Source organism: Hansschlegelia plantiphila (genome assembly GCF_027922265.1).
In the GTDB taxonomy this organism is placed as follows: domain Bacteria; phylum Pseudomonadota; class Alphaproteobacteria; order Rhizobiales; family Methylopilaceae; genus Methylopila; species Methylopila plantiphila.
Genome location: NZ_BSFI01000004.1, coordinates 274,931 through 289,117 on the forward strand (window position 1 = coordinate 274,931; position 14,187 = coordinate 289,117).

Annotated in this window: 7 protein-coding genes; all 7 read right to left on the reverse strand. The window is 71.8% G+C overall.

Translation table 11 applies throughout. The features are described 5' to 3' along the window. Positions 1–3 precede the first annotated feature (3 nt). Positions 4–3,390: a double-strand break repair helicase AddA gene (gene addA, locus PKE75_RS04695; RefSeq protein ID WP_271167537.1), complete on the reverse strand. Its 3,387-nt coding sequence runs from the start codon at positions 3,388–3,390 to the stop codon at positions 4–6. Positions 3,391–3,655: 265 nt separating this feature from the next. Continuing rightward, positions 3,656–6,721 carry a double-strand break repair protein AddB gene (gene addB, locus PKE75_RS04700; protein ID WP_271167538.1) on the reverse strand — a complete coding sequence of 1,022 codons (3,066 nt, stop codon included), beginning with the start codon at positions 6,719–6,721 and terminating at the stop codon, positions 3,656–3,658. Between the two features lie 142 nt (positions 6,722–6,863). Continuing rightward, positions 6,864–7,562 (reverse strand): nucleotidyltransferase family protein, encoded by a 699-nt coding sequence (locus PKE75_RS04705; RefSeq protein WP_271167655.1) that lies wholly within the window; start codon positions 7,560–7,562, stop codon positions 6,864–6,866. Between the two features lie 17 nt (positions 7,563–7,579). After that, complete coding sequence (gene tsaE / locus PKE75_RS04710) at positions 7,580–9,139, reverse strand: tRNA (adenosine(37)-N6)-threonylcarbamoyltransferase complex ATPase subunit type 1 TsaE (RefSeq protein WP_271167539.1); 1,560 nt, start codon at positions 9,137–9,139, stop codon at positions 7,580–7,582. Further along, positions 9,136–11,577 (reverse strand): sensor histidine kinase, encoded by a 2,442-nt coding sequence (locus tag PKE75_RS04715; RefSeq protein ID WP_271167540.1) that lies wholly within the window; start codon positions 11,575–11,577, stop codon positions 9,136–9,138. Before PKE75_RS04715 ends, tsaE begins: the two co-directional genes overlap by 4 nt. A gap of 195 nt (positions 11,578–11,772) precedes the next feature. Beyond that, the gene (ahcY, locus tag PKE75_RS04720) at positions 11,773–13,209 is read right to left on the reverse strand and encodes an adenosylhomocysteinase (RefSeq protein ID WP_271167541.1); all 1,437 of its coding nucleotides are present in this window, start codon (positions 13,207–13,209) and stop codon (positions 11,773–11,775) included. A 260-nt stretch (positions 13,210–13,469) separates the two neighbouring features. Then, positions 13,470–13,973 (reverse strand): hypothetical protein, encoded by a 504-nt coding sequence (locus PKE75_RS04725; protein WP_271167542.1) that lies wholly within the window; start codon positions 13,971–13,973, stop codon positions 13,470–13,472. Positions 13,974–14,187 lie beyond the last annotated feature (214 nt).

Sequence of the window (14,187 nt, forward strand, 5' to 3'; positions counted from 1 at the left end):
GCGTCAGGCGATGACCACGTCGAGTCGCGGCGCGGCGGTCCAGAGGATGGCGGCGCGAACGCGGCGATCGGGCCATATCGCGCCGACCAGTTCCGCATAGGCGCCGAGTTGGGCCGCATAGGCGGGTGGGACGGGCGCGCCCGCCGCAGGGGGCGTGCGGTCGGTCTTGTAGTCCACAACGAGAATCTCGCCGGCCGTCACCGCCAGCCTGTCGATGCGGCCGGAGACGGGCCGCCCGTCGCGCAGCGCGCCGACGATCGGCACCTCGCCGCGCCCGCTCGCGGCGAACACCTCGGAGAACGCCGGGTCCGCGATGACGCCGAGGGCGGCGCCCGCGATCTCGGCGATGGCCTCCCGATCGAGCGACCCGCCCGCGCCCGACAGGATGCGGGCGGCGACGTCGGCCCGGCGCTCCGGCGCGACCTCGGGAAGCGCCTTGAGCAGCCGGTGCAGCAGCGTTCCGCGCAGGCGCGCGGTCTCCGCGGCCGGGCCAGCGACGAAGATGTGCGGATCGTCGTCATCGGCGACAAGCGCGGAGGGCGACAGCGGGGGTCCGGGCGCGGCCTCGGCGGGCGCGTCGGCCTCGAGCCATGCGGGTGCGGGCGGCTCCGGCGTCGGACCGGCCGCGAGGTCGAGCACGCCCTGCTTCGCGAACTCGCCGGATCGCAGGCGGAGCAGCGCCGTCCCGTCCGCAAGCTCGACCCTCTCGACGTCCGGTCTCGCCGTCAGGCCATCGCGGACGAGGTCGTACCAGGCGCCTTCCGGCCGCGGCCGCGCGGTCTCGTGGCCGCAGACGATCAACTGGTCCTCGGCGCGCGTCATCGCGACGTAGAGCAGGCGCCGGTGCTCGGCCTGCGCGCGGGCCAGCACGGTCTCGCGGGCGCTGGCCAGCACGGCGGGATCGTCGTCCTTGCGGCCGGCCCAGACGGGGATCGCGGGCGCCCCGCTGCCGGCGTGCGGGCGCGGCAGCATGATCAGCGGAGAGCCGCGGCCGGCGGTCGCCCCGCCGCAGGTGTCGGCGAGGATGACGAGCTTCGCCTCCAGCCCCTTCGCGCCGTGCACCGTCATCACGCGGACCTCGCCCGACGACACGTCGAGGTCGCGCTTGATCTCGGCGGGCGCCGCGGCCATCCAGCGCAGGAAGCCGGTCAGCGTCGGCGGATGCATGCGTGAAAAGTCCTGCGCGAGGTCGAGGAAGGCGTCGAGCGGGTCGTCGACCTCGTGGCCGAGGCGCGCGCGGAACGCCTGCCGGCCCTTCGCCCGCGTCAGGACATAGGCGAAGAAGCCGAACGGCGTTCGCGCCCGAGCCTCCGCGATAAAGCGCGTCAGCCGGTCATGCGCGGCGGCGGCGCGCGGGGGGCCGTCGCGCAGCGCATCTGCGAGACGGCCCTCGCGGTCCGGCGCGATCTCCATCAGGTCGTCGTCGTCGAGGCCGAACAGCGGGCTCTTCAGCGCGCAGGCGAGAGCAAGATCGTCGTCGGGCGTGACGATCGCCTGCGCCAGCGCGACGAGGTCCATCACCGCGATGTGCTCGCCGACGATCAGCCGGTCGGCGCCGGCGACCGGAACGTCCTTCGCCTTCAGCGCGCGCAGGATCGCCTCGAACAGCGCCTTGCGCTGGCGCACGAGGATGAGGACTTCGCCATAGGGCACGCCGTCCCGGCGAGCGTCTCTGATCGCGACGGCGATCTTCTCCGCGAGCCGCACGACGGCGCTGCGCGGGTTCACCCGGTCGAACGGCGCGTCCCATGCCTCCTCCGCATAGGCCGCGGCTTCGGCGGTCACGATCGGCCAGAGCTCGACGGAGCCCGGCGCGGTGGGGCGGACGGTGGTGTGCAGGGTCGCCGCGTCCTCGTCGGACGACAGCCCCTGATGCGCTTCCGCGCGCGCGAACACCGCGTCGACGCCGGCGAGCACCGCGGTGGTGGAACGGAAGCTCTCCTTCAGCCGCACGTCCTCGAACAGTTTTTCGGCCTCGCGGTGGGCTGCGTCATAGCGGCGGCGGGCGAGCCCGAAGGCTGCGGGCTCGGCGCCCTGGAAGCCGAAGATCGACTGCTTCTCGTCGCCGACCGCGAACACGGTGCGGTCGGATGATGCGCGGGCGCCTTCGCCGGCGAGAAAATCGGCGGTCAGCAGCCGGATGATCTCCCACTGGTCGGGCGAGGTATCCTGCGCCTCGTCGACCAGGATGTGGTCGAGCCCGCCGTCGAGCTTGAACAGCACCCATGCGGCCTCGGTGCGCGAGAGCAGATCGCGGGCGCGGGAGATCAGGTCCTCATAGTCGAGCAGGCCCCGGGCGGATTTCGCGCGCTCGTAGGCTTGCGTCGCGGCGAGAGCGAGCGTGATCAGCGCCTGCGTGCGCTCGACGATGGCGGCGGCGCGCAGCTTCGGGACGATTGCGGAGATGCGGACCATCTCGGCGTCGAGGGCCAAAGCGAGGATGGGCTTCGCCTTGCGGGTCGCGGCGGTGACGAAGGTCTTCGGCGATCGCGGCGTCCCCTTGTCGGTCAGGAACACGCGGAGATAGCTGGCGCGGCGGTCGGCGCCCGAGCGCGCGCGCTCCGCCGCCGCGAAGCAGTCCCCGAGCTTGCAATCGGAGACCGAGCCTTCCCGCAGCTCGGCGGCGAAGGCCGGCCATTCGGAGGCCGGAACTCCGCCGTCGAGGATCGAGGCCTCAAGGGCGGCTTCTGTCTCTGCGGGGTCGAGGCCGAACAGGCCGCGCAGCTCGCGCGCCGCGCCTTCGACGTCGCCGACATCCGCGATCAGCGCCTTCAGCGCGTCGCGCTTCGCGATCGCGCCGTCGAGCGCGCCGTAGATCGTGAGCTCCGCGAACCGCGGCGCGAGGTAGCCGAGCGCCCGACCGACGGCGCCGTCGGGATCGTCGGCGGCTTCGCCCAAAACCTTCGCGCGCGCCTCCGCCTTCAGCTCCGCCTGGTCGCGGTCGTCGAGCTCGGAGAAGCCGGCGGCGACGTTCGCCTCGAACGGGAACTGGTGCAGCAGCCGGCCGCAAAAGGCGTGGATCGTATAGATCTTCAGCCCGCCCGGCGTCTCCAGCGCTCGCGCGAACAGTTTTCGCGCCTGCGCGAGGCGCGCGGCGTCGGGCGTTCGGCCGTCGAGACCGGCGATCTCTTCCGCGAGCGCGTCATCGGGCGCCGTCGCCCAGCCGCGCAGCCGCTCGACCACGCGGTTCTGCATGTTGGCGGCGGCGGCCTTGGTGTAGGTCAGGCAGAGGATGCGCGACGGGTCGGCGCCCGCCAGCAGCAACCGCACCACGCGCTGCACCAGCACATAGGTCTTGCCGGAGCCCGCGTTCGCCGACACCCAGGCCGAGCGCCGGGGGTCGGAGGCGAGCGCCTGCCGTTCGAGCGTCGCGGCGCTCGGGCCGGTCATGGCGCGCCTGCTCCCCTCTCCCGTGGGAGGGGGGCGATCAGATATGGCGTTGAGCGCTGGTCTTTACCTCTCCCCGGCGGGGAGAGGTCGGCCCGCAGGGCCGGGTGAGGGGGCATCGCGGTATCCGGAAAGCGCTGATCACCCTCACCCGCCGGGGCTTGCGCCCCGTCGACCTCTCCCCGCCGGGGAGAGGTGAAGAAAGGTCGCGCCGTCAGTTGCGATCGCTGTCCCTCGCAGGGGGCGATTGAGAAGGACGCCGCTTCACTCATTCCGCATCCCCTTCGCTTGCGCCGCCGGTCGACGACCATTCCTTCACGCGGGCGAGGTGGCCGTAAGGGCCCTGCGGCCGCGCGATGAACTTGGGATGCGAGAGCGAACGGTAGGGCTCGTCCGGATTCTCGAAGCGATCGACGACCTCGCGGAAGCGGGCGAGCGCCTTCTGCGCGATCTCGTCGGGGCTTTCGGTCCTGCCGCGGATGTCGACGACCTCGCCGCCGGGGTCACGGCCGATCAGCCTGATCAGCGCGAGCTCGCCGATCACGCCTGCGCCGAGCGTTTCGAAGCCGCCCTCGCGCAGGATCGCGCCTTCGAGCGGCAGCTGCGGCGCGAAACCGGCGAGGATTTCCTTAATCCCAGGCGTCTGTCCGGTCTTGTAGTCGAGGAACGAGAACGTCCCGTCCTCCAGCACGTCGATGCGGTCGGCGCGGGCCGTCAGCGTGAAGTCGCGTCCGGCGACGGTTGCGAACCGGAAGCGGCCGGTCATCTCGACATGGGAGGCTTCGATCGTCCGCGCGCGGTGGAAGTCGAGCGCCCAGTCGGCGATCGCCTCGAAGCGCGGCCACCACAGCGTCTTAGCGTCATCGCGCTCCAGCAGGGGACCGAAGGCGTTCCTTCCGAAAGCCATCAGCCTGTCGCGCGCGTCGGAAGCGTTCAGCGCAACGTCCGCCTTCGCGAAGGCCTCGAGCGCGCCGTGGATCGCCTGGCCGAGCTCGGCTGGACCGGGCTCCGGGCCGACGTCGCCGAGCTCCTCGAGCTTCAGGATGTAGCGGGCATAGATGGCGTAGGGGTCGCGCAGCCAGGTCTCGACGGCGGTGACGCTGAGCTGGGCTGGTCGGCGGTCGAGCGCTGGGCGCGGTTCCGGCGGCCTTGGGGGGGGATCGCGCGGCGTGGCGTCGAGCTGTTCGGCGAGCGCGACGAGACGGGCGCCGCGCGCCTGCGCTGCGTCGTGCGCCGCGCCGCCTGCGACCGCCGCCAGCCGCTGCAGCCAGCGCGAGGGAATGGTCGGCGCGCCGCCCGCCTTCCTGGCCCGCGTCAGCACCACCTCGTCGGCGCCGAGGCCCTGCGAGAAATCATGCGCCGACAGGCCGATGCGGCGCTCCGGCGGGGCGAGGCCGAGTTGCTGGCGGAGCGGCCGGTTGATCCACGGGTCGGCCTGCGGCACAGGCGGCCAGGCGCCCTCGTTCAGCCCGCCCAGCACCATCCGGTCGACGCGGATCAGCCGGGCCTCCAGTGGGCCGAGAATGCGCAGCCGGGGGTGCCGGTCGCGGGGCGGACGCACGACGCGGCCGGCCATCAGCGCCTCGATCACGCCGGGGAAGGCGTCGGGCGCGATGGGGTCGCCGGCGCCAGCGGCTTCGGCGAGCTCTTCGAGGAACACGGAGACCGCCTCGGCGTCGTCGCTTTCCGCGCCCTCGCTGAGCGCCTCATAGGCGTGCGCCAGCGCCGCGACGAGCCGGGGCAGTCCGACCTCGCGCTCGGTCGCGCAGGCGGCAAGCGGTCCGAGCGCATGCCCCAGTCGTTCGACGAGATCGAGCGCCGCCGCCCGGTCGTGGGCGTCGAACCGCTTTGCGGGGCCGCGCAGGCTCACATCCGCGTCCGGCGCCAGAGCGCGGGCGATCCCGTCAAGTCCGGCGCCGGGGACGGGCGAACGCAGGATCGCGACGTCGAGCGTGTCGACGGCGCGTTGGTGGGCGCCCGCCAACCGGCAGGCGGGCGCGCGCAGCAGGGTCAGCACGGCCTGGGGGCGCGGGTCGAGCGCGGTCTCGGCCGCGAGCCGGAGCAGGGCGCCGGCGGGCGTGGAGGCGAGCGCGCGGCCGGCGCTGTCGTCGATCGCGATGTCCCAGCGTTCGAGCTCGGCGGCGACCCGCGCCGCGAGGTCGCGGTCGGGCGTCACGAGCGCGGCCGTCCTGCCCGGCGTCGCGATCGCCTCGCGCAGCGCGACTGCGATCGCCGCCGCCTCGCCGCGGGGATGCGGCGCGTCGACCAGTGTGACGCCCGCCAGCGCCGCCGCGACGGTCCCCGCGCCCGGCGGCCGCGAGCCCCAGGCGTCGGTGGTCTCCGCCGGGCGGAGCGCGTCGGCGGCGACGCGCGCGCGAGCCTTGAGCGGCGCGGAAACGTCGCCGAGCGTCCGGATTTCGCTGCGCGCAAGGCCGAGCGCCCGCACCAGCCGCGCGAGGCCGCGTTGCGGGTGGCCGTAGAGGCCGGGCCCGTCACCTTCGAGCAGCAACGTCCAGCTTGAGTCGTCGAGGCCGTCGACGTCGAAGCCCGGCAGCACGACGGCGCCCTGGCTGTGGGTCGCGATCGCCTCGATCAGCCGTCTTGTCGCCGGCGCCGAGCCCGTCGAGCCCGCCGCGATCACCGGGCCGCGGGCCTCTCGCGCGCGACGCGCGGCGGCGTCGAGCTGCAGGCGGCGGCGCCGGCTCGGATCGAGCCGGCCGTTCGCCTCGACATGCTCGGGCCAGGCGCGCAGCGCGACCCGCAGGAAGGCCTGGGTAATCGCCCAGTACTGGTCGTGCTCGCCCGGCGTAAGCGCGTCGAGCGCGCCGACGTCGACCTCCTCCGTCTCGATCGCGTCGATCAGGGTTTCAAGCTCGCCCGCGAGGTGGATCGCGTCGGCGGCGGTGGAGGGGACCAGCGGGCCGTGGGCGGGGCCGAGCCGCAGCGCCGAACGGTCGAGGCTCTCCGCGAATTTCGAGACCAGCCGGGCGAGCGTCAGCCGGCGTTCGAGCGGCGCCGCGGAAGGCGGCAGCTCGGCGTCGGCCTCGTCGAGCGGGTCTGCGAGCGCGAGATCCTCGTCGACGTCGCCGAGCGGGGCGATGCGCGGCAACAGCGTTGCGCGGCCGTCGAGCGCCTCCAGGAAGGCGTCGCGCAGGCCCCGCGCGGCGCGGCGGGTCGGCAGATAGATCGTGGCGTCGGCGAGCGCGATCGGGTCCCCCCGCGGCGCAAAGCCCGGCACGACGTCGCCGTCCAGCAGCCCGCGCGCCAGCGTCGGCAGGAACGCCGCGCCGGCGGGAATGGTCAGGACGTTCGGTCGGGGAGGAGAATCGGCCATCCGTCCGCCAGCATAGCGCGTGGACGCCGGCGCTTCTGCTCCCAGGCTCACGCCGATATCCCGGCTCTTCGGCCGGGACACGACTGCGACGGCGGCGCTTCCTTATCTCTCCCCACGCTGGCGCCGGGAGAGATGGGAGCGCTCACGCCATAGGCGCTGCGATCGCTTCTTCCGCTTCGGTGATGGCCTGCGGCGTGCCGACGTGCAGCCACAGCCCGTCGAGTCGCATGCCGTAGAGACGGTCGCGCTCGATCGCCTCGTTCCACAGCCGGTTCAGCGAGAACGGACCGTCCGGCGCATGGGCGAAGACAGAGCGCGGCATGATGGCGACGCCGGCATAGGCGAAGGGGGTGACTTGAGCCTCGGCGCGGCGGCGAAGCCTGCCGTCGGGAGAGAACTCGAAATCGCCCGCGCCGTCATAGCCGACGCTCGCGGTGAGCGCCGCGATCAGCAACAGCGCGTCCATGCGCGACGGATCCCAAAACGCCATGAGCCGGGCGAGGTTCGAGCTCGCGCCGTCGATCCAGAACGTGTCGGCGTTGAGGATCAGGAAGGCGTCGCCCGCGAGCTGCGGCAGGGCCTTCACGACGCCGCCGCCGGAATCGAGCAGGTTGGCGCGCTCGTCGGATATCGTGATCCGCGGATGGGTGCGTCCGGCGAGATGCGCCTCCATCTGCTCCGCGTGGTGATGCACGTTGACGACGGCGTGCTCGACGCCGGCCTTTTCGAGCTGGCCGAGGGCGTGGTCGATCAGCGCCTGGCCCGCGACCTCGACGAGCGGCTTCGGCGTCACGTCGGTGATCGGCTTCATGCGCGTGCCGAGGCCCGCCGCCAGAACCATGGCGTCGGTGATCCTGTTCAAGCCGCGGTCTCCACAGCGCCGAGATGGGCCTCATACCAGGCGGCGAGATCGCCGAGGTCGGGGTGGGCGAGGTTCGCCGCGAGCGCCCGGCGCACGCGCGGCAGATTGCCGAGATAGCCGGGCTTGCCGTCGCGCTTGGCGAGCCGGACGAAGATGCCGAGGATCTTGGTCGCCCGCTGGGCGCCCATGGTGGCGTAGGCGCGCGCGAACAGGCGCGGCTCGAAGGCGGGGTCCGCCTTGCGGCGCGCCGCGAGGTAGCGCGCGGCGAGCGCCATTTCGAGCTCGTCGTCGACGTCGGCGCGCGCGTCCTGCAGCAGCGAGACCACGTCATAGGCCGGCGGCCCGAGCGCCATGTCCTGGAAGTCGAGCACGCCGAGGCGCTTCAGTCCCTCCTCGCCTCCGCGCCAGGTCAGGTTGGGCGAATGATAGTCGCGCAGCGTCCAGGTCAGCGGCTCCGACAGCACCGGCTCGAGCGCGGCCGCCCACAGCGCGCGGAACTGCTCGCGGGCCTCCGGGTCGGGCGAGAATCCGGAAACCTCCGGCAGGTACCAATCGTTCAGCAGGTCGCATTCCACCAGGAAGGCGGAGGGGTCGTAGAACGGCGGCCGGTAGAGCTCCGCCCCGACGGGGAGCTCGATCGGCAGGGTGCGGGTGTGCAGGTCCGCGAGCAGGTCGATCGCGGCTTCGTAGCGGCCTGCGATCGGCGCGACGCCGACGATCGGCTCCTGGCCGAGATCCTCGACCAGCAGGAAGCCGGTCCTGATGTCGGAGGCGTAGATCTCCGGCGCGCCGTAGCCGAGCGCGCGCAGGCCGTCGGCCACCGCCACGAACGGCCGCACGTCCACCGCGAGCTTGGCGAGCGCGGCGTAGCTTTTTCCGTCGCGCACCGGCGGACCGGCGGGACGAGGCGGGGCGTCCATCAGGATGGCGGTGCGGCCGCCGAGCGAAAGCCGCTCATAGATGCGGCCGGAGGCGTCGCCCTGGATATGGGCGCGGGAGGCCTCGGCCCAGCCAGCCGATTCGAGGAAACGCTGCCCGTCGCGCAGCCGCGCGAGGCGGGCGGCGAACGCGCCATGGCCGCGCAGCCGGGCGCGCCGCGCATCGTCGTTCGACCCGAGGTCGAGGATCAGCTCCAGCCGGTCCGGCGGCAGGTCGGGACCGAGCCGGTCAGGCCATTCGACGAGCACGATCGCGTCCTCGCCCGCCTCGTCCCAGCCGAGCTCCTCGAGCTCCTCGGGGCCGGACAGCCGGTAGAGATCGGCGTGCACGATGACGCCGCGCGGCAGGTCATAGGTCTGGAGCAGGGTGAAGGTGGGGCTCGGCGCCTCGAGCTCCGGGTCGCCGGCCCGCGCCCGCACCAACGCGCGGGCGAAGGTCGTCTTGCCGACCCCGAGATCGCCGCCGAGCGTCATCAGGTCGCCGGGCTTCAGCGCGCGCGCGACGGTGGCGGCGAGCGAAGCGGTCGCGGCCTCGTCGGCCAGCATGACCTCCCAGGTCGGATCGGCGGCGGCCTCGGCCGCCGGCGCGGTCCGCGCGGTGTAGGCGGGCCCTCTCATTCGGCGGCCTCGGTCTCGAGGCTGCGAAGCGGGAAGCGGCAGGTCACGGTGGTGCCTTCTCCGATGTTGGATTCCAGCGAGACCCTGCCGCCATGAAGCTCGACGAAGGACCGCACGATCGACAGGCCGAGACCAACGCCGCGGTGATGCGCGCCGGCGGTGCGGCTCTCGAAGCGGTCGAACACCTTCTCCACCAGCTCGGGCGGAATGCCGCTGCCCTTGTCGGCCACCCTGAAAACGATGTCGTCGGGCGTCCGTTCCGCGCTCACGCTGATGGCGTAGCCGGGCTTGGAGAAGCCGATGGCGTTGGCGAGCAGGTTGAACAGCACCTGCCTGACGCGCTTTCCGTCGGCGACGAAGATCCCGACGCTCGGCGGGCATGAGATCTCAAGCCCGAGGCCCGCCTCCGACAGCCGGTCGCGCACCCCCTCGACCGCCGCGTCGATCGCCTCGCGGACGTTGATCGGCTCGAGCTCCAGAGCCATCGCGCCGGCGTCGATCGTGGTGAGGTCGAGGATGTCGTTGATGATCGCGAGCAGCGCTGAGGAGGAGGACAGGATGTGGTCGACATATTCGCGCTGCTTCTGCGACAGCGCGCCGAGGCGCGGGTCGCCGAGCAGCTGGCCGAAGCCGATGATGTTGGTGAGCGGGGAGCGCAGTTCGTAGGAGACGTGGCTGGTGAAGTCGTTCTTCAGGCGGACCGCGGCCTCCACCGCTTCCGCCCGCTCGCGGAGCGCGCGTTCGACATGGACGCGCGCCGTCACGTCGGTGAAGGTCGCGAGAGTGCCGCCGTCAGGCAACGGCAGTGTGACGACGTCGATGACGCCGCCTCCGTCGCGCTCGACGCGCGCAGCGACCGGTTGCCGCTCATCCGGCATCGCGGTCATGGCCATCCTGAGCTTGCCCCAGAGCGCGGCGTCTGGATCGCGCGCGCGGCAGGCGTTCAGGACGTCCTCGGCGTGCGGGCGGTTCGCGAGCTGCGCCGGGGTGAGCCGCCACAACGCCTCGAAGGCGGGGTTGTGAAGGTGCAGCCGGCCGTCCGAGCCGAACACGGCGACGGCCTCCTGCAGGTGGTCGATGGTCTCGCGCTGGACCTTCGAAAGCGCGTTGAAGCGGCTTTCGAGCGCCAGCCGCTCGGTGACGTCGTCGAACAGATAGGTGACGCCGCCTTTCGGATTCGGGGCCGCGACGACGCGAAGCGTCCGCCCGTCGGGCAGGTGCCACCAGTGCTCGCGGGCCTCGATCGCGCGATAGGCCTCGTGGAGCTGCAGCTTCCAGGTGCGGAAGTCGGCCTGCTCCGGCAGCTTCCGATCGGCGCGCAGCTTGTCGAGGATCGCGGGATCGCTCGGTTCGCCGTCGAGAAAGGCGGGGTCGAGCGACCAGAGGCGGGCGTAGGCCTGGTTGTGGAAGGTCAGCACGCCGTCCGCCGAGAAGATAGCGACGGCGGTCGCGAGTTCGTCGAGGGTGCGGCGGTGAGCGTCCATCTGGCGGGAGAGATCGGCCCGCACGTCCTCGAGCTCCGAGACGTCGGTGGCGATCGCGGCCGAGCCGTTCCGGGAGGGCGCCTCGACGACGTCGAAGATGCGGCGGGAGCCTGCGAACACCGCAGGCGTCCGCTTGCGGAACACGGCGCCCGCGTCGTTGGCGCGCCGGGCGGCGGCGCGCTCGTTCTGGTCAAGGAACTCCGCGCCCTGTTCGACCGCCGCGGGGCCGTCCTTGGCCTCGACCGCGCGGGCGTAGGCTTCGTTGGCGTAGACGAGGCGGCCGTGCTCGTCGCGCAGCCAGACCGGCTGCGTGAGCGTCTCGGCGAGCGCGGTGAAGCGGGCGAGGGCCCCGAGCAGCTCGGAATTGCGGGTCTCGATCTCGGCGCGGGCGAGACGCTCGCCGGTCACGTCGCGGAGCCGCAGGATGACGGAGGCGCCGACCGGCCGTCCGTCGGCCTCGACATGGCCGCTCTGAAGGGTGCGGAGCATCACCCGGAACGGCTCGCCGCGGCGGCGCAGCGCCTCGAGGCGGGTCTCGAGCCCCGCCGCGGCTTCGGGCTCGAGCCAGCTCCCGAACGCGAGCAGCCGCCCGCCCGCGGGCGCGCCGGGTATCCCTGCGAGGTCGCCGACGATCTCCGGCCGGGCCACGCCCGCGCGCCAGACGACGATGGTCTGGGCGTCGCCGGCGGCGAGCGTCTCGGCGACGTCGAGGCGGCGGCGGAGCTCGGCGATGGCGGCGTCCGCCGCCGACTGGCTTTCGACGTGCCGGGCGCGGGCGCGCAGCAGCATGATGGAGGTCGCGACCGCGACGAACACCGCGCCGAGAAACAGCGCGAGCGCCGCGGTCTCGGAGGTCCCGAGCGTCGCGGCCTGCGCGGGCCCTGGAATCAGGGCGACGACGGCGACCGCCGTCGCCATCGTGAAAGCGGCTTGCGGCCGCGGCCTTTCGGACATTTGGCGAAGCCCCCGTCGACGACAGGGCGGCGGATCGCCGTTTCCCGTCCCCGAGCGCGTCTGCCCCCGCGCGCTCGTCCCGAATCGCTTCCCAAGGTACCGGCCAAAAGCGCGGTCCCCAAGAGTCCTTAACGGGAACGGGCGCCGAAAAATCGGCGCCCGTTGCGTCTCAGTACCGGTCGATGTCGGTGAAGATCAGTACCGGTAGGTCTCGGGCTTGAACGGGCCCGCCTGCGGCACGCCGATGTAGCTCGACTGCTTGTCGGTCAGCTTGCTCAGCTTCACGCCGATCTTGTCGAGGTGCAGCGCCGCCACCTTCTCGTCGAGGGTCTTCGGCAGCACGTAGACTTGGCGTTCGTATTTGCCGTCCTTGTTGTTCGCCCAGAGCTCGATCTGCGCGAGCGTCTGGTTGGTGAACGAGGCGGACATCACGAAGGAGGGGTGGCCGGTCGCGTTGCCGAGGTTCACGAGGCGGCCTTCCGACAGGACGATGATCTTCTTGCCGTCCGGGAACTCGACCTCGTCGACCTGCGGCTTGATGTTGTCCCACTTGAAGTTCTTCAGCGCGCCGATCTGGATCTCGCTGTCGAAGTGGCCGATGTTGCAGACGATCGCCCGGTCCTTCATGGCCCGCATGTGGTCGACCGTGATGACGTCGACGTTGCCGGTCGCTGTCACGAAGATGTCGGCGCGCTTGGTGGCCTCCTCCATCGTCACGACCTCGTAGCCTTCCATCGCCGCCTGCAGCGCGCAGATCGGGTCGACTTCGGAGACGAGAACGCGGCAGCCGGCCTGGCGGAGCGAAGCGGCCGAGCCCTTGCCGACGTCGCCGAAGCCCGCCACCATCGCGACCTTGCCGGACATCATGACGTCGGTGCCGCGACGGATCGCGTCGACCAGCGACTCGCGGCAGCCATAGAGGTTGTCGAACTTCGACTTGGTGACGCTGTCGTTGACGTTGATCGCCGGGAACAGCAGTTCGCCCTTCTTGGCGAAGTCGTAGAGGCGGTGGACGCCCGTCGTGGTCTCTTCGGTCACGCCTTTGATGGCGTCGGCGTTCTTGGTGTACCAGCCCGGATGCGACTTGAGGCGCTTCTTGATGGCGGCGAAGAGGATGGTCTCCTCCTCGTTGGTCGCGCCTTCGAGGAAGGCGACGTCGCCGGCTTCCGCGCGCTTGCCGAGGTGCAGCAGCAGGGTCGCGTCGCCGCCGTCGTCGAGGATCATGTTCGGGGTGCCGCCGTCGGCCCACTCGAAGATCTTGTGCGTGTACTCCCAGTACTCCTCCAGCGTCTCGCCCTTGACGGCGAACACCGGGGTGCCGTTCGCGGCGATCGCGGCGGCGGCGTGGTCCTGGGTCGAATAGATGTTGCACGAGGCCCAGCGGACGTCGGCGCCGAGCGCCTTCAGCGTCTCGATCAGCATCGCGGTCTGGATCGTCATGTGCAGCGAGCCGGCGATGCGCGCGCCCTTGAGCGGCTGCGTCGGGCCGAACTCGGTGCGGCACGCCATCAGGCCGGGCATCTCGGTCTCGGCGATCGCGAGCTCCTTGCGGCCCCACGCGGCGAGCGAGATGTCCTTCACGATGTAGTCGGTGAACGGAGCTTCCTTGAGGGCGGCGCTCGAAGTGCTCATTCGGCTTGATCCTTGCGTTTCGAGGGCGCGCGCCTGTAGGCGCCGGCGCCGATCACGTTCGACGGCCACTTCCGTAGCACGCCAGGGGTCGACGTTCAATAAACATATAAAGAAGTCTTTATGTATGACTCCGGGGCTGAGCTTCAGGCGGCAGCCGACCCGTGCGCCGGGGCGCGGCGCACAGGTCGTCATGGCCCGCGGAGCCGCCTTGGGACTGAAGCGCTATCGAAAAGGACGCCGATGATCGGCGGGCGCGCCGCTCAGCGGGCGGGGAAAGCGAAGGCGAGCAGGGCGGAGGAGACCGCGGGGGTCCAGCGCCTGGCGCTCGACGCGACGTCGCTTGGTCGGGAAGGTCCGTTCGCGGCGTAGGACGACAGCGGCTCGTCGCCGGCCCCGCGGAACCGCGCGAAGGCCAGCGCGACGCGCGCGTCGATCGGGCCGGCGCCCGCGACGGAGGCGTCTGAATCGGACTGTGGGGTCGCGAGACGATCCATGTCCGCGCGGACGCCGGCCGATACCGCATCGGCGTCAGGGTTCGCGGCAGTCACGATCCGCCCGAAAGTCATCTCCGCAGGCGGAGCGACGCTCGAGATCGGCCGCCACGCATCCTGGTCGAGAAAGCCGTGGGCAGGCTGCGGATGGGTGAGCCCGGCCTCGGTCCAGAAGACGTCGTCCGCATGACCGGATCCGACAGCGGCTAGCGACGCCGCCGCGCTGATCAGAACCCAATGCTGCAGGCGGCGAATCCGCCGGGGCGTACTCATCCTTAATGCATAAGGCGGGGCGACGACGGAGCCGAGTGGGAAATGCCGGCCTGGGGCGGTTCGTCGCGCCCGTGATATTTCGGCCGCAGTGTGGCCGAAGCGCGGCGCCCCAATGGACGATCACGAGGAAGAGAAGCGCCGATGAAAACAGGATCGTCCGTCACCATCTCTATCGCGCCGCCGGCTTCGGTCCGGCCTGTGAGGGAAGACCCAG